This is a genomic window from Nitrosomonas sp. Is79A3, assembly GCF_000219585.1.
Lineage (GTDB): Bacteria > Pseudomonadota > Gammaproteobacteria > Burkholderiales > Nitrosomonadaceae > Nitrosomonas.
This window is the reverse complement of record NC_015731.1, coordinates 3,403,156-3,427,579: the sequence shown is the minus strand read 5'-3', so window position 1 is coordinate 3,427,579 and position 24,424 is coordinate 3,403,156. Positions and strand designations below refer to the sequence as shown.

General features: G+C 47.0%; 23 protein-coding genes. 8 read left to right on the top strand and 15 right to left on the bottom strand.

Annotation, left to right across the window (positions count from 1 at the left end; genetic code table 11):
* Positions 1–130: 130 nt before the first annotated feature.
* Positions 131–1,537, bottom strand: coding sequence for a hypothetical protein (locus tag NIT79A3_RS15960; protein WP_013967175.1), 1,407 nt, complete (start codon positions 1,535–1,537; stop codon positions 131–133).
* A gap of 116 nt (positions 1,538–1,653) precedes the next feature.
* The gene (gene mutL / locus NIT79A3_RS15955) at positions 1,654–3,447 is read right to left on the bottom strand and encodes a DNA mismatch repair endonuclease MutL (RefSeq protein WP_013967174.1); all 1,794 of its coding nucleotides are present in this window, start codon (positions 3,445–3,447) and stop codon (positions 1,654–1,656) included.
* A gap of 121 nt (positions 3,448–3,568) precedes the next feature.
* On the opposite strand from mutL, the gene NIT79A3_RS15950 reads away from it, so the two are divergent.
* Together NIT79A3_RS15950 and NIT79A3_RS15945 are read left to right on the top strand one after the other, a co-directional pair.
* Positions 3,569–4,150 (top strand): glycoside hydrolase family 19 protein, encoded by a 582-nt coding sequence (locus NIT79A3_RS15950; protein WP_348225659.1) that lies wholly within the window; start codon positions 3,569–3,571, stop codon positions 4,148–4,150.
* Positions 4,147–4,662: a hypothetical protein gene (locus NIT79A3_RS15945; protein WP_013967172.1), complete on the top strand. Its 516-nt coding sequence runs from the start codon at positions 4,147–4,149 to the stop codon at positions 4,660–4,662. The genes NIT79A3_RS15950 and NIT79A3_RS15945 overlap by 4 nt, the downstream gene beginning before the upstream one ends.
* An 11-nt stretch (positions 4,663–4,673) precedes the next feature.
* Here NIT79A3_RS15945 and NIT79A3_RS15940 read toward each other — a convergent pair whose 3' ends face one another.
* From NIT79A3_RS15940 to NIT79A3_RS15930, 3 genes are read right to left on the bottom strand one after another with little or no spacing between them, the layout of a single operon-like run.
* Positions 4,674–5,549 carry a cell envelope integrity protein TolA gene (locus tag NIT79A3_RS15940; RefSeq protein ID WP_013967171.1) on the bottom strand — a complete coding sequence of 292 codons (876 nt, stop codon included), beginning with the start codon at positions 5,547–5,549 and terminating at the stop codon, positions 4,674–4,676.
* An 11-nt stretch (positions 5,550–5,560) separates the two neighbouring features.
* The gene (locus tag NIT79A3_RS15935) at positions 5,561–5,962 is read right to left on the bottom strand and encodes a biopolymer transporter ExbD (protein WP_013967170.1); all 402 of its coding nucleotides are present in this window, start codon (positions 5,960–5,962) and stop codon (positions 5,561–5,563) included.
* Positions 5,949–6,596, bottom strand: a complete 648-nt coding sequence (locus NIT79A3_RS15930) for a MotA/TolQ/ExbB proton channel family protein (protein WP_013967169.1) — start codon at positions 6,594–6,596, stop codon at positions 5,949–5,951. The genes NIT79A3_RS15935 and NIT79A3_RS15930 overlap by 14 nt, the downstream gene beginning before the upstream one ends.
* 467 nt (positions 6,597–7,063) lie before the next feature.
* Here NIT79A3_RS15930 and NIT79A3_RS15925 point away from each other — a divergent pair, with 467 nt between their 5' ends.
* Together NIT79A3_RS15925 and NIT79A3_RS15920 are read left to right on the top strand one after the other, a co-directional pair.
* Positions 7,064–7,447, top strand: coding sequence for a surface-adhesin E family protein (locus NIT79A3_RS15925; RefSeq protein WP_156797117.1), 384 nt, complete (start codon positions 7,064–7,066; stop codon positions 7,445–7,447).
* Positions 7,448–7,583: 136 nt separating this feature from the next.
* Positions 7,584–8,540, top strand: a complete 957-nt coding sequence (locus NIT79A3_RS15920; RefSeq protein ID WP_013967167.1) for a TIR domain-containing protein — start codon at positions 7,584–7,586, stop codon at positions 8,538–8,540.
* Between the two features lie 182 nt (positions 8,541–8,722).
* Here the strand turns inward: NIT79A3_RS15920 and NIT79A3_RS15915 are convergent, their stop codons facing one another.
* From NIT79A3_RS15915 to NIT79A3_RS15875, 9 genes are all read right to left on the bottom strand, one after another.
* The gene (locus tag NIT79A3_RS15915; RefSeq protein ID WP_013967166.1) at positions 8,723–9,259 is read right to left on the bottom strand and encodes a YaeQ family protein; all 537 of its coding nucleotides are present in this window, start codon (positions 9,257–9,259) and stop codon (positions 8,723–8,725) included.
* Positions 9,260–9,398: 139 nt separating this feature from the next.
* On the bottom strand, positions 9,399–10,043 hold the full coding sequence (locus NIT79A3_RS15910; RefSeq protein WP_013967165.1) for a DUF2959 domain-containing protein: 645 nt from the start codon (positions 10,041–10,043) through the stop codon (positions 9,399–9,401).
* A gap of 71 nt (positions 10,044–10,114) precedes the next feature.
* Positions 10,115–12,199 carry an acylglycerol kinase family protein gene (locus NIT79A3_RS15905; RefSeq protein WP_348225658.1) on the bottom strand — a complete coding sequence of 695 codons (2,085 nt, stop codon included), beginning with the start codon at positions 12,197–12,199 and terminating at the stop codon, positions 10,115–10,117.
* On the bottom strand, positions 12,130–13,368 hold the full coding sequence (locus tag NIT79A3_RS15900; RefSeq protein ID WP_013967163.1) for a CDP-alcohol phosphatidyltransferase family protein: 1,239 nt from the start codon (positions 13,366–13,368) through the stop codon (positions 12,130–12,132). The genes NIT79A3_RS15905 and NIT79A3_RS15900 overlap by 70 nt, the downstream gene beginning before the upstream one ends.
* Before the next feature lie 122 nt (positions 13,369–13,490).
* Positions 13,491–14,627 (bottom strand): LPS export ABC transporter permease LptG, encoded by a 1,137-nt coding sequence (lptG, locus tag NIT79A3_RS15895; RefSeq protein ID WP_348225657.1) that lies wholly within the window; start codon positions 14,625–14,627, stop codon positions 13,491–13,493.
* Positions 14,549–15,625, bottom strand: a complete 1,077-nt coding sequence (gene lptF / locus NIT79A3_RS15890; RefSeq protein WP_013967161.1) for an LPS export ABC transporter permease LptF — start codon at positions 15,623–15,625, stop codon at positions 14,549–14,551. Before lptF ends, lptG begins: the two co-directional genes overlap by 79 nt.
* 63 nt (positions 15,626–15,688) lie before the next feature.
* Positions 15,689–16,534 (bottom strand): nucleotidyltransferase family protein, encoded by an 846-nt coding sequence (locus tag NIT79A3_RS15885; RefSeq protein WP_013967160.1) that lies wholly within the window; start codon positions 16,532–16,534, stop codon positions 15,689–15,691.
* Positions 16,531–17,682, bottom strand: coding sequence for a DNA-binding protein (locus tag NIT79A3_RS15880; RefSeq protein WP_013967159.1), 1,152 nt, complete (start codon positions 17,680–17,682; stop codon positions 16,531–16,533). The genes NIT79A3_RS15885 and NIT79A3_RS15880 overlap by 4 nt, the downstream gene beginning before the upstream one ends.
* A gap of 278 nt (positions 17,683–17,960) precedes the next feature.
* On the bottom strand, positions 17,961–18,446 hold the full coding sequence (locus NIT79A3_RS15875; RefSeq protein WP_013967158.1) for a hypothetical protein: 486 nt from the start codon (positions 18,444–18,446) through the stop codon (positions 17,961–17,963).
* Positions 18,447–18,931: 485 nt separating this feature from the next.
* Here NIT79A3_RS15875 and NIT79A3_RS15870 point away from each other — a divergent pair, with 485 nt between their 5' ends.
* From NIT79A3_RS15870 to folE2, 4 genes are all read left to right on the top strand, one after another.
* Positions 18,932–19,183, top strand: coding sequence for an exodeoxyribonuclease VII small subunit (locus NIT79A3_RS15870; RefSeq protein ID WP_013967157.1), 252 nt, complete (start codon positions 18,932–18,934; stop codon positions 19,181–19,183).
* Positions 19,173–20,066 (top strand): polyprenyl synthetase family protein, encoded by an 894-nt coding sequence (locus tag NIT79A3_RS15865; protein WP_013967156.1) that lies wholly within the window; start codon positions 19,173–19,175, stop codon positions 20,064–20,066. Before NIT79A3_RS15870 ends, NIT79A3_RS15865 begins: the two co-directional genes overlap by 11 nt.
* Positions 20,067–20,102: 36 nt before the next feature.
* Positions 20,103–21,947, top strand: a complete 1,845-nt coding sequence (dxs, locus tag NIT79A3_RS15860) for a 1-deoxy-D-xylulose-5-phosphate synthase (protein ID WP_013967155.1) — start codon at positions 20,103–20,105, stop codon at positions 21,945–21,947.
* A 103-nt stretch (positions 21,948–22,050) separates the two neighbouring features.
* Positions 22,051–22,857: a GTP cyclohydrolase FolE2 gene (gene folE2 / locus NIT79A3_RS15855; RefSeq protein ID WP_013967154.1), complete on the top strand. Its 807-nt coding sequence runs from the start codon at positions 22,051–22,053 to the stop codon at positions 22,855–22,857.
* A 14-nt stretch (positions 22,858–22,871) separates the two neighbouring features.
* On the opposite strand, the gene murJ is transcribed toward folE2, so the two are convergent.
* Complete coding sequence (gene murJ / locus NIT79A3_RS15850) at positions 22,872–24,410, bottom strand: murein biosynthesis integral membrane protein MurJ (protein ID WP_013967153.1); 1,539 nt, start codon at positions 24,408–24,410, stop codon at positions 22,872–22,874.
* Between the last annotated feature and the right edge of the window lie 14 nt (positions 24,411–24,424).

The window sequence follows — 24,424 nt, the reverse complement described above, 5'->3', positions numbered from 1 at the left end:
GCAAAAAAAGGATTGGGGTGCGTAACTAACGCAAGATTTTGCGCTAGTTACGCACTTTAGTTACAGGGTAAATTTCCCAATCCTGCTGTCATTTCACACAATAGCTTAGAAGTGAGCCTGAAACACGGGGCTATGCCTTCTTCTCAATGGTTATATTCTTTTTAATAATCGCTTGGGCACGATCAATTTTCACGATCTCTTTTGTTTCCACGCTCTCCGTGCTGGTAAATAGGATGCTATGATCTCCAACTGGTACATTACCCAGTATATAAAACCCCTGCGCGTCAGTGATTGATTGTATTTGAGGTGATCCGGACAAAGATACTTCGATTTTCTCAGCAGGCTTTCTTAAGCTAGGATCTTTATCATTCCATGTAACAACGCCGGTAACAGCACCGTACTGTGGCGCAGCATTGTTTTCCGGGGTTATCTTATTGGCGATGGATCGCACCATAAGCAGGATCGTTTCTGATGCAAATCCAGCGGTAAATGCCAAAACGACAGCATTGGTCGTATTGCTGGGTTCAATGAGATAGTACGCAAGAATCGCAAGAAAAGGCGCTGAAATAAATTGCACCATTTGAAATATCAAATGTTCACGAAATTCGTATTGCGATAATTTTGGTTGCTTCTCGGTGGCGATATGCTCTGAACCGGCCTGCTTTTGAAGTTCGGGTAGCCGTCTGGTCAAGCTGATACTGCCTCCCATCAAAGCCATAATGATAAAATAGAGCGGAACAAGCAATCCATCTTTTACCTCACAGATAACTGACTTTCCGAAACCATCCTCATCCTCATTATTAGTACATTTTTTTACATATCCGCCGATGTTTATAACCCATGCATAACCAAAACTAGCTGCTGCTGAGCCAGCAGTAGCAGGTGCTGGTTTAGCATCAGGTGCAGGTGTAGGTGCAATAGGTGCAGGTGGTTGAGATTTATCTTTGAACTCGCAACGTAAATTCTTTGCTTCGCTATCCAGGGTGCAACCAATAAATACAGCAATTGGTCGTTCACGAAGTGTTTTGAGATATTGCTTGTCAGATGCAGTCTCAGACGGTTTATCAGATATAGGCTTAGACTGCTTATCAGGTGCAATCTCAGATGGTTTGTCAGATATAGGCTTAGACGGCTTATCAGATACAATCTCAGACTGTTTATTAGATGGCTGCTTATAAGAACTAAAAAGAGGATTAATAAATGGATAGAAAGTTAAGAACAGTGATAGCAACATAAAACTGTAAGCAAATTTCATCCATTTATTCCGCTGCTGGGATCTTTTTTCTTCTATTTTATTTCTCTCTTCCGGGTCTGATCCTTCTAGGGGTAGCGGTTTGATCGGATCAGTATAGATTTGCACGAAAATGATGCACATAAAGATAACTACTGAAAGTATTTGAATGCCACCTTCTGGAGGAGAGTTTATCAAGGCATACAATAAGTTAAAAATATGAGCGGCAATCCATGGCCAATTAGCTTCTATCCACTCTCCGATGGATGCCTTCCTCTCAGGAATTGTATTTTTATCATCAACCATCACACCCCCCTTTCTATTAGTTTTAAGAAAAAGAACTTTAGGCTACTGTTATACATTTAACCTCAATTTGTTAAAACTCGCTATATCGCAAAGAAAATAAATTAACCAGAATCAATTTACTTTCCCCGCATAAACAATTTATCCAAGTCAGCAAGATTGGTCTCAAACCAGGTGGGTCTGCCATGGTTGCATTGGCCGGCGCGTTCGGTGGTTTCCATTTCGCGCAGCAAGGCGTTCATTTCTTCGACAGTCAGTTTGCGGTTGGCGCGGATTGCGCCGTGGCAGGCCATGGTGGCGAGTATTTCGTTGCGTTTGGCGGTTAGAATCTGACTGGCGCCGTATTCGCGGATTTCGCGCAAGATATCGTGCGTGAGTTGCGCAATGTCGGCGTGTTGTAGCGTCGCCGGGACTGCGCGGACTGCCAGTGTGATGGGTGATAGGATCGCGATTTCGAATCCCAATTGATCCAGCGTTGTCTGATTTTCTTCCACCACGGCGACTTCCAGGCCATCGGCGTAAAAAGTGACCGGAATCAGCAGCGGCTGCATCGGTATTTCATGATGATCAAGCGCCTGCTTGAGTTTCTCGTACATAATCCGCTCATGCGCGGCGTGCATGTCAACAACCACGAGGCCGCGCGTATTTTGCGCCAGAATATAAACGCCGTGCAGTTGTCCCAGCGCGAAACCGAGCGGGTGGCTGTCCTGTTCTTTTTGCACTGAGGCGGGCTGATCCGATTTTTCTATGGGTGTGACAGGCGCTGTGTTTATCGGTGCCGGTTGGTATGAACCAGTCTCCGTGCCAAATAACGTGCGATAAAAGCTTGCCGGTTGCGACACGGCATTGGGCTGAGTAGGGGCTGCTCTGGGGTAAGCAGGGAATGACTGCGTTGCTTGTATCGATTCGCCGGTTTTTATTTCTTTGTTCGGCGAAGCCAGTGCCTTGTTGATTGCATGAAAAATGAATTGATGCAGCGCGCGTGATTCATGGAAACGGACTTCTGTCTTTGTCGGATGCACATTCACATCAACGCTTTCCGGGTCGACATCCAGAAACAGAACAAAAGCCGGATGTTTGTCCAAATGCAATACATCCCGATAGGCTTCGCGCAGGGCGTGCGAGATCAGTTTGTCGCTGACAAAACGGTTATTCACGAAAAAATATTGTGCATCCCGTGATGACCGTGCATAGGCTGGTAGCGCCACCATGCCGTGCAGATAAATATCTGTAGATCGCTCGTCGACAAACGCAGCGGTTTGGCCGAATTCTTCGCCCAGTATTGATTGGATTCGTTGCGCTGAATTGGCTGCGCGTAACTGGCGGCGCACTTTGCCATTATGTTGTAATACAAATTCAATACCGGCTTGGGACAGCGCAATACGTTTGAATACCTCGTCACAGTGCGCAAGCTCAGTGGCTTCCGATTTTAGGAATTTGCGCCGTGCGGGGATATTGAAATATAAATCGTTCACATCCAGAGTTGTTCCGCTTGTCAGCGAAGAAGGCTCTGGCTGCGAGACCGATTTGCCATCGACCTGTATCTGCCAGGCATGACTTTGCCCGGCTTGGCGGCTGGCTAATGTCAGTCTCGATACGGCGGCGATACTTGCCAGCGCCTCGCCGCGAAAGCCCAGGCTGGTGATTTTGTGTAAATCTTCCAGTGTGCTGATTTTGCTGGTGCTATGGCGCGTCAAGGCCAGCAGTAACTCCTCTTTGGCGATGCCCGTGCCGTCATCCATGACGCGAATCTGCTTGACGCCGCCTTGTTGGAGCTGCACGGTAATTTTCTTTGCGCCTGCGTCGACACTATTTTCCAGAATTTCCTTGAGTGCCGAAGCAGGGCGTTCGACCACTTCACCGGCGGCGATTTGGTTAATCAATAACTCGGGAAGCGGCTTAATCGTGGACATAGGAAACGGTGGCTCTAAAGATTGCTATTATATTATTAGGGGCTATGTTTCAATTGTACTTGGGTCGATTATTTAACTCTATTAAATCATTGGAGGTGCCATGATGTTATCAATAGATGGATTGAAAACCCGCATTCCGGATGCCGTGCTCGATCAAATTCCAGATTGCGCCGAGAAGTTCGCTATCAATACGCCACTACGCCTGGCGCACTTTCTGGCGCAATGTGCTCATGAAAGTATGGACTTTAAAGCGCGTGAGGAGAACTTAAACTATTCTGCCGATGGGTTAAAAAAGACCTTTCCAAAATACTTTCCTGATAATTTGGCGGATAGTTATGCGCGCCAGCCAGAGAAAATTGCATCACGGGTTTATGGCGGCAGAATGGGCAATGGCGACGAAGCCAGCAAAGAAGGCTATAAATACCGGGGAAGAGGTTATATCCAACTGACCGGAAAAGACAATTACAGCAAGTTTGCTCAAACCGTCAACGATGATATTTTGAATAATCCTGATTTGGTGGCTTCAAAATATCCACTCCTGTCAGCTGCCTGGTTCTGGAATATTCGTTTACTTAATCAATTGGCCGATGAAGGATCAAGCGATGACGTGGTGACAAAAATAACTAAAAAAGTGAACGGTGGGGTCATCGGTCTAGACGATCGTATCAAGCATTTTAATAATTATTATTTGCTGTTGGCTTGAAGCTAAACGCTTTTGTCTGTCTGTGCGGCCTGCTCACGCTAACCGCCTTACCTGTTTGGGCGGCAGAATCACTTTGTGACACGCATGAACAAGTTATCTTTTCTTGTTCGCTCGGTAAAAAAACAGTTTCAGTGTGTGCTTCCAATGATTTTTCAGCTAGCAAAGGCTATCTGCAGTATCGGTTCGGGCAAAAAGGTGCGCTCGAACTGGCATTCCCGGATTTGACCGAAGCTGCTCCGGCTTCTCAATCCATTCAAGCCAGAACCCTGATGTTTGCTGGCGGTGGCGGGGGTTATCTGCGCTTTATCAACGGGCTGCACCATTACATTGTATATGCCGCGATTGGCAAGGGTTGGGGCGTAAAAGACGGCGTTGCCGTTGAGAAAAACAACCAATTGGTCGCCAATCTGGAATGCCAGGACGTTCCGGTTTCAAAGTTGAGCGAAGCATTTTTCACGCATGCCGGTTTATCGGCTGATCAGAATGAATTCCAGATTCCTGGGATTGACTGATCTCAATACGGTTAACGTACCGGATTAATAAAGAACTCGCGCATCAGAAAATCTTCCAGTCCCGCTGAATCTTTCTCGCGTGCGGATAACACGACGACACGGTGCAGACGGTGTGATTCCCAGTTGAAATCTTCTTTGTAATGCTCACGAATTAATTGGATCATCCGGCGAATCATGGCCAGTTCAACATTGCCATCCGGTCCGGCTTCCACTTGGATCGTTTGCAGCCGGGGGTTACTTTGACCCGTTGTCCAGGCGCGGAAAGAGAATTCAGCCGTGCGCGGACCTATTCTAAGAATTTGAAATATGCCACTGGTGCCGGGAGTCTGAAGGTTGCGTCTGACGTTGGCCATACGGATTTCATCGGCAGTGGGTTGCGGCGCGGCAGTGTTCGCTGCCATTTCATCATTATCAAAAAGTCCTTCCGCTCGGCGGCGCGCTTTGGCCTGATTAATATAATCAGACAGATCGGTAGCTGTATCTGGAGGCGCTTTTGGCGGCGTTTTAGTGATTACCTTGTCTTTGGCAGGCTGGGTGGGCGTGGGTTTGCTGGGCTTCTCAGCCGCTTTCGGCTTGGGTTGTGAACGTGATGGCGGACTTGGAGCGGGAAGCGGCGGTAATTTCGGTGCCGGTTTCGCTTCCTCGACAGGTTTAGGTTTCTCCTGTGGTGGCGTTGGGGCAGATTGCGGAGAAGCGGGCAGCGAGTTCTTGGCATCCTCTGTTTCGTTCAAATCGATAAAGCTGGCAGCAATTGGGGGTGGTGTTTCAATTTCTACTTCGGGAATTGACAAGAAAAACCCCAATCCCCAGATAAGCAACAGCCAGACGAGCGCAGCCAGTGGCAATGGCCACCACAGGCGAATTTCTCTCGATCTGGAACTTACCATTCTTTTCTGTGCTATTTATGTTTGACCGCGATCAGAAAATGCTGGGCACCGGCGGATCGGGCGCGGAGCATGGCCTGCACGACAATACCTTGCGGTGCATCATTATCCGCGGACACAATCAGCTTCTGTTTGGAGTCTGCGAGTAACGGCTTGAGTGTTGTGGCCAGCGTTTCTAGCGTAACCGCCGTCTGATTGATGAAGATTTTACTGTCTTTGGTCAGTGTCAGAGTAACAGGCTTTTCCGCACTGAGCTTCTCAGCTTGGCCTTCGGGCAAATCAACCTGCAATGAATCCAGTTTCTGCATCGATAAAGAAGCCAGCATGAATGTCGCCAGCAAGAAAAACATCACGTCGATCATCGGGATGATTTCTATCTTACCTTTATGAATCACGCGGGATTTACGGAGCTTCATGGGTATTATCCTGTTGATCCAGGCGGATGTTATCGATCAGCCGCGTACCCAGGCGTTCCATTTCATCCAATGTCAGTGATTGTAAGCGGGAAAAATAATTGAACCCAAATAAGGCCACCAGCGCAATCGCCAGGCCCACCACGGTTGCAATCAGCGCCTCTGCAACACCGCCGGTGACCGCCGCGGGGTTAACAATGCCTTCGCTGCCAATCACCTGGAAAGCACGCATCATACCGACCACGGTTCCGACCAATCCAAGCAACGGTGCGGCTGTGACGATGGTTTCTAAAGCCCAAAGCCGGCGCGACAAGGATTCTTCAATGATTTGCGCTTCATCGGCAGCGCGCGATTCCGTCCACCATGCCGGTTTATGCCGGTTGGAAATCACCACTTCAAAGAAGCGCTTGTAATAATGACGCTTATCCAGCCCGGAAAGGATTTTTTCCAGGTCGTTCCACTTGAAGCCATACGTTTCGACAAGATTGAGCAAATCGCTGGAAAGGCGCGCGTAACGCCAATAGATAAATGCTTTTTCAAGCATGATTGCCAGAGCGATAACCGCCAGTAAAGATAGTGGAATGATAATAATTCCACCCAGCTTTAACATGACCCAGGCTTGATTTAGTTCTTCCATAGTTAACTCCAGATTAAGGCTATTCATAAAGCTGTAGATTGCTAGTACTTATTGAACCCAAGAATATACTTTCATTCCAGCAGGCCGTTGAAAAACTATCTGCGTTGCCGCTGCGGTGTTAAAAACAGACTCAAAATGCTCATTTATTATGCATAAACTGCGCTTTTTCGCCTGTTTTTGCCTTGCATCGGCTGCCTCGAATACGTTTTTCAACGGCCTGTTACATTCATAACGTGCACGTCATCGTGTCATTCCATTGAGAAACTGCGATACAGAACCTCACATCACTAGGCCGGATGGATGCTAAGAATAGTTGAAAACACCAGCAGTTGGAACACTTTAATGGCAAAATGATTTACTTTTGTGACTTTGTTGCAGAAAGGCACGAAGCCTATACGGATTACCCATTGCTTGGAAATTCCGGGGAAAGAAAAACAGATTGGACAAGCCAATTATAGCGATTAATTATGAAAAAATGTTTAATGGTACTGTTTCTGCTGATGGCTGTTACAACTGTGCAAGCCAAGTGGATTAAAGCCGATGCTGCTGCCAAACCCGGCGAAGCGCATTACTTTGACCCGGAGACCTTGCAAAAAAACGGCCAGTTCCGAAGAATCTGGGTGTTATCCAGCTACGATGAAACGCAAAAAGGCGGGCACCATGCAGTCAAAACATTGTATGAATTTGACTGCACTTATCACAAAGCCCGTTCAATCACGATGCTGTTGTATCCGGATAAAGAAGCCAAAGGCATGGTAATCGGCGCGCATCATGATGAATCCCGGGATTGGTTTGGTTTTTCGGCCAATTCTATTTTCCGGCATATTGCGGAGACGGTTTGTATTGATTGAATTGATGTGTTTGTTACTTTGAGATAAATGGGTTATAACTTCGCGCACTTCATTGATTTGGTAAATTTGTATTTTATGTGAAGCATGCCTAATCTTAGTTAAGTCACAAAGCTCTCACTTCTTTCAAAGGAATTATATGGATATTACCATTCGCAAGCACGAAACTTGCGTCATTGGACTTCCACGTTGCGATTTTGTCTTTTCTTCGACTCGAACTTGTTTCATCGCATATGGATTTGATGAAAGCACGCTCGAGATGTCATTGCTCAGCAAACTACTTGAGGAGCGCGGAGTTCAAGCAATCCAGGCCGGCGGCACCTTAGCTCCAGGTCAAAACGCATACTGTGCAAAGATTTGCTCGAAAATAATCACATCACAATTTTGCATTGTCCTCCTGAATAATGAAGAGACCGCAGCTGCAGAAATACCGAACGCAAACGTAAATATGGAATATGGCCTCATGCTCGGCTTCAATAAATACGTGATACCATTTCAAAGAGGAAACCAGAAGTTACCTTTCAACGTAGCAGGGCTAGATACAATCAAGTACAGTACTAGGGATTTTGAACGCCTTGCATCTGAAGCCATTGATCAAGCAATCACAGTCACTACTCAGAAGTCATCATCAGAAGTTCCTATTGATCAATTGCTAAGCAGCTTTCTCCTTACGAAAGGTGCTCTGGTGGCTACACTTTCAGAGCAAGGAGAGAGAAACTTATACGAACTTGGTCGTCCACTTGGATTTTCATTTCTTAATGATTTCAGTGGGATGCAAGGAATATATTTTGGCAATTTTACTGCTCTTCGTCCTGAAGCAGTGCTTTGGAGAGTCAGAACAGTTCTGGACATTCTTTCCGAACGTATTGGTAGTTTGGAGCAGCGTGTAAAGACCGGTATCGTTTCATCAGAACAAATTGAATTATTTAATGAAATTCTAAGTAAGCTTGCGATTTGGATATTGGTTACTAGTGAGGATGACAAAAAGTATGTCTCCGAGGCTATTGCTAGCTTACAGGATGGACGCCATTTTGACGTCTTTTCCCTTACCGATGTTTCGGAAGCTTTGGCGAAATCAGGATTCGGTGCGCTCTAGTTTTACCATAGAGGAGAAAACTTCTAGCGGTTTTTGTGAAGAATTTATGCCTAAAGATGACGCTATATAAAACTCAGTTTCAGAGAATAGAACAATAGTTCACTGAGTTTTGCTTCCTTTACTCATTTCTCTGATTCGAGGTTTCTAAGTAGGAATGACGATCGCTTCAAATCCTACAAGAATCAGCCAGCCTTTAATGTCCCCCAATTTACCTCACATTCCCCAGATTCCGCCGCCACATAAGCTGATTCCTCAGTAATCGTGACGGAGATATCCATCGTGCGTTGTACCAACTTGGCTAGTGCCTGAATGTTTGGCCATTGAAACTGGAAAATGGCGGCGGTCAGTTCGTTGAATTTTGCTTTTTCCTGCATCCACCAGACATTCGATTTGGAGTTAAAGCTATACACTTTGACGGTTTGTGCGATCCGGGTGGCTTTTTTGACTCGATCCGGGGCGGGTTCTCCGACATCGATCCATAAAGCAATCCGGCCATCCGGGGTATGTGCCCATAGGTCGGGCTCTTCTACGGTACTCAATCCTTTGCTGAGCGCTAGGGATTCCTGTGCATTGATACAAAACACCAGCATACGCACCATCATGCGCTCAAGCGTCTCGGAGGGGTGCTGGGCAATGGTCAGGTTGAGCGTATCGTAATAATTACGATTGAGGTCGGTCAGTGCAATTTTAAATTTGTAGATGGTGGGTTTGAGTGCCACAGACGTGCCTCTATCGTTAGGAGCTATTGAATAAACCCGTTTGTCATTCCGGACGCTGTGGGGAATCTTTGGCAATCAACGCTATAGATTTCTCGCTGCGCTCGGAATGACAGTTATTCCAAGGTTGCTTTGAGATGGTTTATTTTTCCATCGTGCTGATAAACGCATTCGCTTCATTGATTGATTGCTCCATGGAAACAACCAGCGCGGATACGTCTGATTTAATCGTACCCAATTCACCTTTGAGTGAAGCAATAGCGCGTGCGTTGAGGTTGTGTTTGAGGAACATGACCTGATCGTGAAACACGGTGAGGATCGGTTCAATTTTGCCTTCCGCCTGTTTCATCGAAGCGATTAGCTGACGGTAATGCGTTTGCGTGGCGTCGAGTTTTTTCTGACTGCTTTGCTTCAGCGCGGCGCTGCTGTATTGCGTGATTTCCTGTTTCCATTCGGTAAATAACGCTTCAGAGACGCTTTCAATATCGGCGATGCGGCTTCTGACTTCTTCGGCTTTAGCGGCACTGGCTTCATAGGCTTCGTTCAGCCTTTTATAAGTGGCTTCCAGATCGCCGCCTTGAAAATTGGTTGCGGCGGTGAATTGTTCCAGGGCGGACTTAAATTGTTCTTTGGTTTCTTCCTGTGTGTCGCGCGCTTTTTCAACCCGGTATACCATCACGTCGCGTTTCGGAATGCCAACTTTCTCCAGGCCCTCGAGATACATCGTGGCGCAAGCTGTCAGCATCAAGAATAATGAAAGAACGAGTAGCCGATACAGATAATTCATGTTTGTCTCCATTAAAAAGTCCGTAGATTGTTGATCTTTATTATCTTTTGAAGCACAGTACTGGACTGTACTTAGCGCAATACACCCCGTCGCATCAACCGCCAGGCTACTTTTAAACCCCATAGGATAGGGTGGCGACGCAGCATCGGGGTAATCTCCACTCTGACACCCGTGTGCCGCTCTATTTTCCAGGCAGCGTACTCGACGCTATTATTGAAAGTAAGTGTGGCCTTGGATAATCGCAGGATCGACAGGATCTTTCCTTGCCAGCGGCGCAGCCGCCAGAGCCAGAGCGCTTGCCGTTGTGTTTCCGGAGTGGTCAGGCAGCGATATTTTCCGTTTTCTTGTTTTTCCAATATTCCTGTCAGCATGGGGGCTGCCACTTCTGTCAGGCGGATTAGTGCACTCAGGTTAACCTGCGCCAGGTGGCGTGCACGTGTTTCTCGCTCTGCACGTAATTCGGCAGCGTAGGTGAGCGTCAGACAACGGGTCCAGATTTCTTCGACATCGAGTATGCCTGCCTCGAGTGCCGGTACGCCGGATTTTAGAAAGGTGACGACCGAATGCGCCAGTGCCGCATAAATACGCTCCCGTACGGAATCGTCACGGCAGTAGAGCAGCCGCGAGGGTTGCGCAAAGCGCGCCCAGATATACGGATGAAACCAGAATTGCGCGCCGCGCGCAAAATCACCGGTAGAAATGACGGCGTATTTGGCGCGTAACGTTCTTTCCTGATGCGGGATTTCCAGATAAAAAACATTGGGTGCCAGCCAGGCGTTTAAATTGGCCAAATAACGCTCGGGATAAGCCTTGTGGTAGCTATCAACAATGACATACAGATCGACAATGCCTTCTTCCAGACTGATGGCGGAATGCAAGCAGGAACCGTACAGAATCACCGCATCCAGTGATGTGCCGAAGCGCATGATGAGTGCATCCACCAAAGGAACGAGATCCGGCGATACCGCCTTTTTGCTTTCCCAAGCCACTTCGTTAATCAATCGAACAGGCAGTTGCACAGCGGATGTGGCTTTGGATCTGGTCATGGAAATCGTGGTGTCCTCGGGTAAAAAAAATGTTACGGGATCCGTCGCGGAAATTCGCAAAGGTTCATGTGGGCTTGCAGATCGATACAATTCACCGTCCACAATATATTCATCGTCCATTTGCAAGGTCAAGGAATGGGTATTATGGCTATAGTAGCCATCGGTTTCTTGTAACACTTGGCCGCCGCCTGATAGCAATGGCCATACCGAACGCCACAGATGCTTAGGTTGTTGATTGACCCAAGTGACATGAAGCGGTGCGGGTTCCTTACCCCAATACGGACGGATGTTGAGTAACAAACGATCCAAGGCACTGACCAGTGCAAACAGATAAGTGCCGTGATGGGTTCGTCCATTCGCTTCCGTCATTGTCATATTGACCGGCGCCCACTCGCTTTGCTGGCGGCCAAGTAGCATATCGATAATGATGCCAATGAGTGATCGCAGCATGATCAGAAACGTAAAAATGCTGCCGGTGATTCCCAGTTGTTTGACCGGGCTGCGCGAAAATTTCACGCCGCGCGCCACCAGCCCAATCGCGAAGAACATGCCGTAAATGGGAGGCATTCCAGTCTGTTCGATTCGTAGCACCGGGCGCTGCACCAGCGTAGGTGTTGATGGTTTTAACAGATAATCCCGCAAGCGGTGCAATGCTTGTTCGGGTTTGCCCTGTATGCCCAGATCCAGTGGCGTCATATTGGTGGTGCCGCCGGGTATGACCATCAGCACCGGCCATTTTTCGGGTGCTAATAATTTAAACAGATTGCCGAGTATCGCATGCGTCGTGCCGTCGCCGGCGACAATCACCAGTAAATCGATGTCTGCTTGTATTAGCTGATCAATGGCGCTTTTAAAAGTGATTGCATCCGTAGCTTCGCAGACCATGATGCCGGGTATTTCATGCAATGCTTGCCGGATAGCCGGTTGGCGTTTGCGCGTCTGGCCGCCCATTGGATTAATCAGGCAGCCGATTTTGGCTGTTCCGGTTTTCAGGCGATCAATCCGTGCTTGTGATGTCATTGAGCGTTGCTGCGTGTGGCTTAATGGGATGATACGGAATAGGATTTTCTCAAATTGATCGGCGCGCGTGTAAATATTTTGACTGCCCATATTTCCCGGTCACGTGCGGGATCGATATCCTGCAGCCAGGATCTCAGTGTTCCCTCTTTCTGCTTGGTTTGCCAGCCGATCATCAAGCGCCATATCAGTATCGCCGTTGAGATGACATGCCAGGCGACGACTAACAGCAATCCGAAATCCGGTTGATCGGTTAACCACCCATACGTGAGTAGAATCAGATTCGGATTGCGCCGGGCAGTAATCAGCCGGTTAAATGAGTCTAATTTTTGCCAGATGAACATGTCGAAAGATGCCAGCCAAAACTGGAACGCGCCTTCGCATAAGCGCCCACCCACATAACCTAGGAACATGAGCCACATCATGATCTCCAAGCCGCTGATTGGCGTAAGGGTGCCCGCCAAACCGGCTCCCCACGCCAGATACCACAGGGGTGGATGAACAATATCCAAACCATGATCCAGTACATCCCCCAGGCGGCTGGAAGTTACAGTGACGCGTGCAAGCTTTCCGTCCACGGTGTCGAGAAAGGTCATGAACCATCCCATGAGCAATCCAATCCCGAAAAATCCGCCCCAGAATGCCAGTCCGGTCAGAATGGCGAGCACAATGCTGAGATAGGTGACGTGATTGGGTTGCCAGCCTCGGCGTACGCAATAATGCGTCACCCAGAATGCCGGCAGCGGCCACAGCCATTTGGTGACCAGATCAGTCACGCCTTTGTATGATCCGGAGAACAGCTCTTGTTCCAATAGCGGGCGATTGGCTTCGCTGACCGGTAAAATATAAGGCGGGTCTTTCTTTTTCAGATTTTGCTGAAAATCTATTTTCAGATCTTTCAAGCCAATACGCGGAATGGTTAGTAACACGAATTTGTAATTCTGGCTTTTGTTATTGTTAAGATTCCTGAGTAATTGCGGTGCTTGATTGCCATCGGTGCGTATCGCGGCGGGACAGCCTTCGTCGTTGTATAAGGCGATTTTCTTATCCAATCCGAGCAACGCAGTCAACACTCTGGCGTCAAATAGAAAATTAGAATTCAAAAATAAAGCAGTGGCGCTTGCAGGAATTTTTTCAGCATCATCAACCAGCAGGGCGTGCTCGTGTGCCTGTAACATGCGTTGCAAACGCTCTCGGCCGGTTAGCCCCCAAATGGTTATTTCACTTTCACCAAAAATATAAATATATGTTGAAGTCGACATGTGTGATGGATATTGGATTCTGTCTGAACGCAATTAACGATTGAATTATTAACGTGATGTGCAATGGGTTACGTAAGGCTACGCGATTTTAGATGTTTTGTGGCAACATTAACAGTTCGGTGTTAAAAAGTCCGGCGTAACCAGACATTGGCCAGAATGATCATGGTGAAGCCAGGGGCAAGCGCAATGAATGCAGGGTTTATACGCAATATCAATCCGGCATTGGCAATAATTTGATCCAGCAAGTAAACGGCTATGCCGATCAATGCAGCAAATACCAGTTTGTTGCTCAAGCCGGTGCGGATTGATCCAAATACAAATGGAATGGATAACAGCAGCATGGCTACCGTCATCAGTGCGCTGCCAACTTTTCGCCATAACGCCAATGCGTAGGAATCCGCATCCTGACCTGTGCTGCGGAGAAATTCCACATGCCGCACCAATTCGAGTGGAGACAAGCTCTCGGGTGGCTTGGTGAGCGTCAGGATATCTTCCGGATTCAGAAAAGAGGACCAATTTAATGTATTGAAGCGGGTTGCTAAAATTTGATCATCTTTAAATGTTCTGACAACGACATTGCTTAATTCCCAGATATCGTCATCGATAATGTCCGCATATTGTGCCAAGGTATGTCTTATTAAGAAACCTTCCTGGTCCAGTTGCAGGATTTCAATATCCGCTGCTCTTTTGGCATGTAACATGTGGCCAATGCGCAGGATATTTTGCTCGTTGCGCGTCCAGATTCCCAGATTCTTGCCCAATTCAGCACTTTGCTCCAGCGCGATAGCTCGATAGGTAATCGCTTTTTGTTGCAGTTGGGGTGCCACAAATTGCTCTAATATCGCGACGCTCAGCAGCAGTACAATACCAACGCTTAATGGTGCAAGACTGATACGAAGCGGTGACAATCCGGCAATGCGCATAGCGATTAATTCAGAATGCACGGCCAGTTTCCCAAGTGCAACGACTGTGCCTAATAAAGCAACAAAAGGTGCGATCTGAATAAATCTGCGCGGCAAGAGCATTGCTGTGTAGAGAAAGGCATCTTTGACGCGATAGGTGCCTCTGCCTACATCGTCCAGTTGATCTAATAAATCAAAGAAGCTGAATAAAGGAAGCAGAACCGAGGTGGCAATCATGAAGCCGATCAGAACTTGGTATGCGATATAGCGATAAATGATCATCGTGGGCGCGGAAATTGTCTTTGTCTTAACAGTGCGTAGATACCCAATGCTGCCAGCATGAGCAGGTAAAGCCACCAAACTCCCGGTATGCTGCCAACGACACCTTGCTCAACCCAGCTTTTGGCCAACCCGGTAAAATTATAATAGGCGGCGAAAACGAGTGCTGCAATAAGATACGTTCGATCGGTTTTATCTTGGCGTGGTGTGCTACGAATAAATGTTGCGGCAATTAGAGCCAACAGGATTGTAGAGACCGGGCGGGAAATTCGCCATTGCAATTCGGCAATATCACGCGGCTGATCGGATTCCCAGAGTGTTCTTGTGGCGGCCGCCTTGCGCCGGTAATTCAGAACATAGTCACTATCAATAAAATAAGTCATGGCTTTGAACTGGATGACATCATCAATGCTTGCTGTGCTGGTTAATTGATAAACCATGCCGTCGAATAGCCGAATGTGCGGTCTTTGTTCCGGTTCTGACGGTTGAATCTGGCGAGCTTGCTTGGCAATGACAATCTCACTGCCATCCGGCTTCTTGATATAGTGGAAAATATGCTGCATTTGCTTGTCGGTGTCATTCTTGCTGCGTACATAAACGATTCTGCCCGTCCGTTCACTGCCATGAAAACGCCCTGCCTGAAACCGGTTTGTATTTAATTCGGCTTCCGCCTGTGCATCCAGAATGTAACTTTCTGCATAAGCCCAAGGGCGGACATACGAAGAGAGCATGCCGCTGACAATACCAACCGGTATTGCCACTGTCAGTACGGTGAGAACAATGCGCGTGCCACTGACGCCGAAAGAACGCATTACATTCAGTTCCTGGTCTTTATTGAGTCTGCCAAGACCTATAATGACCGAGATATAGAGCGCGATGGGGATTAATACTTCCAGTGCAATCAGCGTTTTTAGAAATACCAGTTTCAGCAGGGCGGCGATTCCTAAAGTTTCAGTGACGGCTCCTGCCAGAAGCCGTGCGCTACTGAAGCTGGCAAATAAACCGACCAGAATAAGAATCACTACCATGAACGGCAGCAATATCTCCCGCGCGATATACCGTTCAACTAATTTCATAAATCTGCATGATCAACAGGTAACTGATGGTTGGCGAATAGCATTGAAAAGAACAGGTACAACTCACTTGATAGATTGTATGTCACTGTGAAAAAAATTTGGCTTTTGCTTGAGTATGGATTCGGCAAGCACCAAATCTTCTATTTTATCGACATCGACGGCCGCTCGTGGATCATCAAGCATGACTCCTTGTATTTTTACCCCGGATTTTTCGGATACCGCTTGCAATCCTTGTTGCAACGTGAGAAATCCAAACAAATACGACAATACCATTCTGAATCCAAGTATTTGTGCGATCAATCGCCAGGGGCGTTTGCGCAAGTCTTCGGCTTGCCGCCAGAATCTGATCAATGCCCGTCCTTGTGGATTAAAAGTGAACAGATTGCAGCCGCAAAATCCATCGTCGCGTAAGCGGATAACAGTGCGTTTGGAACCGGGAAATGCGACGGTGATATCTTGCTGTCTGACCAAGCCAACCGTGGCATCACACTGGGTTGACAAGGAATCGCGCAGAAAACTGTATACCATATCGGGTGTTAGCAAGGCATGATCGGCGGTGGTTAATAATACCGGCGTATCGCTGGGTATTTGATTCAGACCGCTTTCAGCGCTACGGCTGGGGGAATCCAAATTCGGTATCCAAATAACTTGCCCGGAAGCAATGCGCTGTTTTAATTCCGGACAATGTGAGTGCAGGGATTCGGGAGGGCCGCAAAGGATGGTTGTAGTGACCAAATCGCAAGCCGCCAGCGCATCCAGAACGCGGATAACCATTGGAATGCCATTCACGGGTGCAAAGGCCTTACAAGCTGCACCGGTATGACGTGTGATAGGATCTTTGTTGGTGCGGTCGGCAGCCAGAACCAGTGCGACGAATCGCTGGGGTGCAGGATTAGACGCATCGTTCACAATGTTTTTCCATAAATACGATAACGCTTGTATTGCTCGCTGCCAATACTGTCGAGGATACTGCGCATCGCGACGTTATCTTCAAGTATCCATGACATCTCAACTTCTTCAATACCGCGTGCAATTCCTGCTTGACGTGGCGCATCAATGACCAGGCAAGCCAATGCCAAGCCCAGAGGCGTATTGTGAAATTGTTTGCGTACACCCATCAGGGGTATGCGGCCTGTCCGTATTTCTTGGTTTCTGATCTTTTGGATCATTTTGAGCCAGCCAAACGGAAACAGACTTCCGTTTAATTCGATCAAAACTTCGTTGAGATTGGGCAAACCCACCATAAATGCCGCAGCTTTGCCATCGACTTCGGCAATCTGGATGAATTCATCAGGCAGCAACAGGCGCAGGCTGGTGCCCAGTTCGGCAAATTCTTCCCGGGTAAAGGGAATGAAGCCCCAGTTATTGGACCAAGCGTCGTTAAAAATATCCCGCAACGTTTCCATTTCTTCATCAAAATTATTACGTTGTAATGTACGTAATGTTATCTTTGAAGAAAACCGGTTGATCATAACTTGCATGACACGAGGTATCTCAAAATCGACCCGGACCTTATAAGCCAGTAAATCTTTGACAGGAAGATATCCCTGTTCTTCCAGTAAACGGCCATACCAGCGCGGCGAATGCGGCATCATGATGACCGGTGCTGTATCAAATCCATCGACCAGAATACCGCACTCCTGATTGATAGAGAGATTGAACGGGCCACTCACATGGCGCACTTGCCGGGAAGCCAGCCAAGCTTCGGCATTCAGTATCAATGCAGCAAAAACTTCTGAATCGTCAATACATTCCAGCAAGCCAAAGTGGCCGCTATCTGCGCCGTAGCGTTCCTGGTGCAGCGAATCGATCTGTGCACTGATTCGTCCAACCGGTTGACCATTCTGAAAAGCGACCCACGCCTGCCATTCGCCATGCTTAAAGAAAGGATTGAAACGGGAAAAATGGAAACGCCGCTCCAAGCGTAAAGGCGGTACCCACAAAGGATCATTGGCATAGACGTGCCAGGGAATTTCAATGAATTTGCTCATGTCACGATAAGTCATTACCGGGCGCACCGTTATTTTGGAACCAACCGGTTTATCGTGTGTATTCATGACAGATGAATGATGTGGTTTTAATGAAAATGCATTGAAACTAAGAAACTAAGAGCCGCTGATCTGCTTTCTAAACAATCAGACATCATTGACAATTGCATAAAGTCTATTGTTATACCAATATTTGTTCACTACTAAGGAAACTCTAATTAAGTCCTTCGGAATGCTCAGGACGAACGGTAATATATTGATTACGTTCGTGGTGAGCTTGTCGAACCATGAATGTAATCAACTTAATCAGAGCTTCCCTAACATAAGTAAGTATGGCGAAGAAGTTTTTATATGTGCGTGTGTTTCAACAAATCCGATACAAGCTTATGAAAAACTTCTCTGAGATCTGACTCTTGATTCATAGATTGTTTTTTATCCGCGGATTGATCGGATGCCGAGGATTGTTCAGCTGCGGCAATTTTCTCATCAGTGATATTGCGGCAGAAATCACAAAAGTTATTCCAGTCCGTATTGTAGCTGAGCAGGCGATCCTGCGGAAGGAATACTCTTAAAACTTCAAAATTCTGTTGCATTCCAGGCAGCCGCGAGCAGAGGTAGATGTTGATATTCTTAGGCCAGCGTTTATGTTGGGGATACATATCAGCCAGTTCTATTTCAATCGTATAACGGAAGTTATCAATCGCATCGGCACGGCGCTTGCGATTAAGAATTTCAACAAATACAGCTACCAACCCTAAGAAGCCAAATAAGACAAATGGCCATAAAGGCACGGTTTCAAAATACCCGGAGATTTGATCAATGATTTCGTTCATGGTTGTCTCAATTTAAGTTCATTAGAAAATACAGAATGGGTTCTTGTGTCGAGAACCTTTACCCAGGGATATTGCTGAGATAAGCGGTCGTAATGATGAAACAGGCAAATGACGATTTTGCCAATGGCTTATATTTTGTAACAAATCGAACGTCGAATGTTTGCCTGATCTTAACGAGACCGATCAAAGCTCGTATCTTGCCATAGTAAGCACCATGTATCAATATTGTTGTTTTGTGCAGTGAAAATTGAAAACCAGCTAAAGAAAAAGTGCGGGTAGTCTGTTTTGATTAAAGCACCTACAATCACATGTGGCCTGTGATCCAAGCGGGTTTGCAACTAATCAACAGAAGCTCCAGAAAGCGGGGGGGGGCAGTTATTACTAAATTTGAATTGACCTGACACTGCTTATTGCGTTATTTTTATCTGCTTTTTTATAAAAAAACCACCTATTTCTATATTTGTATTATTGCTGGCTACGTATTTATGACCAAATCAACAAAGCATGCTGTTTCATCTCAGCCAGAGAGTTTTGAGGCAGCATCCGCTGAACTGGAGAAAATAGTGGTTGCCATGGAAGCAGGGCAAATGTCACTGGAAGATTCTCTCTCAGCGTATCAGCGCGGAGCAGAGTTATTGCAATATTGTCAGAATAAACTGCAGGGTGCGCAACAGCAGGTGCGCGTGCTTGAGGCTGGTCTGTTAAAAGATTTCACAGGATCCGACAATGAGCGCTGATTTTCAGAACTGGACTAGCAGTTGTCAGGCGCGTATCGAGACACTTCTGGAATCGCGATTACCTGCCGCAGATTGCGTGCCTGAACGATTACACAAAGCAATGCGTTATTCAGTGCTGGGTGGAGGAAAACGGGTACGTCCGCTATTGTCTTTTGCAGCCGGAGAACTTGCACTTGCAGATACTGATCGGGTGATGGTTGTTGCCGCGGCAGTAGAACTCATTCATGCTTATTCTTTGGTGCATGATGATTTGCCATGCATGGACGACGATATTCTGCGGCGCGGCAAACCTACTTGTCATATAGAGTTTGATGAGGCTACTGCGTTGCTGACGGGGGATAGTTTGCAAACGTTGGCTTTTGAGTTATTGGCAGAGAAGTGTTTGGCGGATGAGCCGGGGACGCAATTAGAGATGATCGCGCAACTGGCAGTAGCTGCTGGTTCGCGTGGTATGGCAGGGGGGCAGGCATTTGATTTGGATAGTGTTGGCAAAACTTTAAGCCTGCCAGAGCTGGAATTTATGCATATCCATAAAACCGGTGCGTTGATTCGTGCTGCTGTGATGCTCGGGGCGCGTTGTAATAACCGTTTAAATAATAATCAGTTGGGTAAATTGGATCACTTCGCCAAATGCGTTGGTCTGGCATTCCAGGTGGTTGACGATTTGTTGGATACCGAGGCAACAACGGCCACATTGGGTAAAACCGCCGGTAAAGATGCTGAGAATAATAAGCCCACTTATGTCAGTATTCTAGGTATTAGTCAGGCGCGTGAATTGGCGGAGAAATTGCAGCACGACGCTTATCAGGCTTTAGATAGCTTTGGTGAAGCTGCATTACGATTGCGTCAAGTAACCGATTTTATAATTAAACGTAAATTCTGAGTCTTATTTCTCCATTATTTTTATTTCAGGTTTTGAATGTATCCATTGTTAGATACCATTAGTTTCCCCTCCCAGTTACGTGAACTGGATCAAAAGAAATTACCGCAGGTTGCTAAGGAATTACGTGGTTTTCTCATTGAATCGGTCGCGAAAACCGGAGGGCATCTGTCCTCCAATCTGGGTACGGTTGAATTAACCATTGCCCTGCACTATGTTTTTAATACACCGCATGACCAGATTGTTTGGGATGTGGGGCATCAAACCTATGCGCACAAAATTCTGACCGGCCGGCGAAGTGGCATGAGTAAGTTGCGCATGCAGGGCGGGTTAGCCGGATTTCCACGCCGCGATGAAAGTGAGTATGACGCATTTGGCACCGCACATTCCAGTACCTCCATCAGTGCCGCACTCGGCATGGCGGTCGCTGCGCAATTAAATAAGACGGACCGGCGTGCAATTGCAATTATTGGCGATGGCGCCATGAGTGCGGGGATGGCGTTTGAAGCGTTGAATAATGCCGGTGTGATGGATGCCAATTTGCTGGTCATTCTAAATGACAACGATATGTCGATTTCACGGCCGGTCGGCGCACTGAACAATTATTTAGCCAAGTTGATGTCGGGGCGATTCTATGCTACGGCGCGGCGTGCTGGCGAAAAAGTGCTGGGTGTCGTCCCGCCTATGCTGGAATTGGCTAAACGCGCCGAGGAGCATGTCAAAGGCATGGTAACGCCGGGTACCTTATTTGAAGAATTCGGATTTAATTATATCGGCCCGATTGATGGCCATGATCTGGATGTTTTAATTACTACGCTGAATAATATCAAGCTCCTTGATGGCCCGCAGTTTCTCCATGTAGTGACGCGTAAAGGTGCTGGTTACAAGGTGGCTGAAGAAGACCCCATTCTGTACCACGGTGTGGGTAAGTTTGATCCGGAAAAAGGAATTATTCCTAAATCAGCAGGAAAACCTGCATATACACAAATATTTGGTGACTGGTTGTGTGATATGGCTGCGCAGGATTCCCGTTTAATAGGCATAACTCCGGCAATGCGTGAGGGATCCGGATTGGTTCGTTTTTCACAGGAATATCCTGAACGTTATTTTGATGTCGGTATCGCTGAGCAACATGCGGTTACATTTGCTGCGGGAGCGGCATGCGATGGCTTAAAGCCGGTGGTGGCGATTTATTCAACCTTTTTGCAACGAGCATATGATCAATTGATTCATGATGTTGCAATCCAGAATCTGCCGGTTGTATTTGCCATTGACCGGGCTGGCTTGGTGGGGGCGGATGGCCCAACGCATGCAGGTAGCTTCGATCTTTCTTATTTGCGTTGTATTCCAAATATGACAGTCATGGCACCTGCGGATGAAAATGAGTGTAGGCAGATGTTGTATACCGCTTTTCAACTGGATACACCAACAGCGGTACGATATCCAAGAGGTACCGGAAGCGGTGTGCAGGTACAAAAAGAAATGAAAGCGTTACCCATTGGCCGCGGTGAAATCCGGCGTCAGGGGGAAAGAATTGCTTTGCTGGCTTTTGGCAGTATGCTGGCACCGTGCCTGGAGGCAGCAGAAGAACTCAACGCAACGGTGATCAATATGCGCTTCATCAAGCCTCTAGACGATGATCTGGTGGCATCTTTGGCTGCCAGCCATGACTTGCTGGTTACGGTTGAAGAAAATACTGTGATGGGGGGGGCTGGTAGTGCTGTTACAGAATCACTAAACAGTCAGCGAATTTGTGTCAAAGTGTTACAACTAGGCTTGCCGGATGTTTTTATCGATCAAGGTGATCATGCACAAATGCTTGCGGATTGCGGATTAAGCAAGAATGGTATTATCCAATCAGTGCGGTCAGTATTTTCTGAGTAATATTTATTTATTGTTGCTTCAACAGCATTGATCCTGACGGGGAGCTGGCGAGTGTGGAACTCAGTTGTTGCCAGAGACTCCTAATCAAATAGGAGGAAATAATATGAATAAACAAATAGATTTGCCCATTGCCGATGTGCAGAGTTCGCCTGACACCCGGCGTATTGCGATCGATAGGGTAGGGATTAAGGCCATACGCCATCCCGTGGTTGTAGCTGACAAGGATGATGGGGTCCAGCATACTGTAGCAATCTTTAACATGTATGTGAATTTGCCGCATAATTTTAAAGGTACGCATATGTCCCGCTTTGTGGAAATACTCAATAGCCACGAACGGGAAATTTCTGTCGAGTCATTTCAGGCTATCTTAAGGGAAATGATCGAAAAACTGGAAACAGACTCCGGTCATATTGAGATGACTTTTCCATATTTCATTAATAAATCCGCACCGGTATCGCAAGTAAGAAGTTTGTTGGATTATGAAGTGACTTTCATTGGTGAGATTAAAAATAGTGAGTATTTCTTTACGATGAAAGTCGTTGTGCCGGTCACGAGTTTATGTCCGTGTTCAAAGAAAATATCGAATTATGGCGCGCATAATCAACGCTCCCACGTCACTATTTCGGTACGCACGAATAGTTTTGTATGGATTGAAGATGTTATTAGAATTGCAGAGAGTAATGCTTCCTGTGAGCTCTATGGTCTTTTGAAACGGCCTGATGAGAAATATGTGACTGAGAAGGCCTATGACAATCCCAAGTTCGTTGAAGACATCGTGAGAGATATTGCGGAAGTGCTAAACCATGACGAGCGTATTGATGCCTATGTGGTCGAATCAGAGAATTTTGAATCTATTCATAATCATTCAGCGTATGCATTGATTGAGAATGATAAGAAAAAACGCGTGTAAATTAATGGTTGTTTTTATATTGCTTGCTGCTTGGTAAAGTCAGTGATACGAAACCCCAGTAGCCATAAAGCGGCAAAATAGCTGAAGGCACCAAGAATGACTATCCAGCTTAGTCGTCCGGCACGCGCTATGGCTGAGCCAGCTAACCAAGAAGCATCGCTGCCTGTTGCGAACCATAAGACAACGCCCATAATCGTCAAAGCAATTAGTATTTTTATTAAGAAAATAAGCCATCCGGGTTGCGGTTGATAAATTTTATGACTGCGTAACTTGTAATACAGTAACCCCGCGTTAAGACAAGCGCCCAGGCCAATTGCCAATGCCAGACCGGCGTGTTTGAGAGGAATGATAAACGCGAGATTCATCAGTTGCGTGGCAATCAGCGTGATGACAGCAATTTTGACAGGTGTTTTGATGTTCTGGCGCGCATAAAATCCAGGCGCAAGCACTTTAACCAATATTAATCCAAGTAATCCCACACTATAGGCAATTAATGCTTCGCGCGTCATCCATACATCATGGTCAGTAAATGCGCCGTGGTGAAAAAGAGTCGTGATTAAAGGCGTCGCTAATAATGCCAATGCCAGGGCTGCCGGTAAGGTCAATAGCATTGTCATTCGCAAACCCCAGTCGAGCAAGCGGGAATATTCTTCGGTGCTATTGCTGTTGTAATGCCGGGCCAGCGATGGCAGAAGAATCGTGCCCAAGGCGACACCCAGCAGACCGGCGGGGAATTCCATCAATCGATCGGCATAATAAAGCCAGGACACACTGCCGGTAACCAGAAGTGAGGCAAAGATGGTGTTGATCAGCAAACTGATCTGACCGACCGAGACTCCAAAGATCGCCGGGCCCATTAACTTGATTACGCGCCAGGCGCCGGTATCCGGGTTTCTGAAACGGAAACGCGGTAATAATTTGAGCCGTAGCAGAAAAGGTATCTGGAAAGCGAGTTGTAATACACCGCCGATAAACACTGCCCATGCCAGCGCCAGAATCGGCGGATCCACTAAAGGCACGAGCCAAAATGCGCAGCCGATGAATGATAAATTCAACAGCGCCGGTGTAATCGCAGGAACATTGAACTTGCCATGGGTGTTGAGTATGCTGCCTGCCAAAGCAACCAAGGAAATAAAAAAAATGTAGGGAAACGTAATCTGCAAGAGTTCAACGGTTAAATTGAATTTCTCCGGATTGGCAGAAAATCCTGGCGCGCTGGCGTAGATGATCAGTGGCGCTGCCAGGATACCAATGAGGGTGACGAGAAAGAGACTGATACTTAAAAGCGTGGTGATGTGATCAACCAAGTCGCGCGTTTCTTCCGGAGTGCGCGTGTTTTTATACTCGGCAAGTATTGGAACAAATGCCTGAGAAAATGCGCCTTCGGCAAATAAGCGCCGTAACAGATTGGGAATACGGAAAGCAACAAAAAAAGCATCGGTGACCATTCCTGCACCAAAAATCCGTGCAATGATGACGTCACGCAAGAAACCGAGAATACGCGATATGAAGGTCATGCTGCTGACAGCAGCGAGGGCTTTGAGTAAATTCAAAACGGTTTATAAGT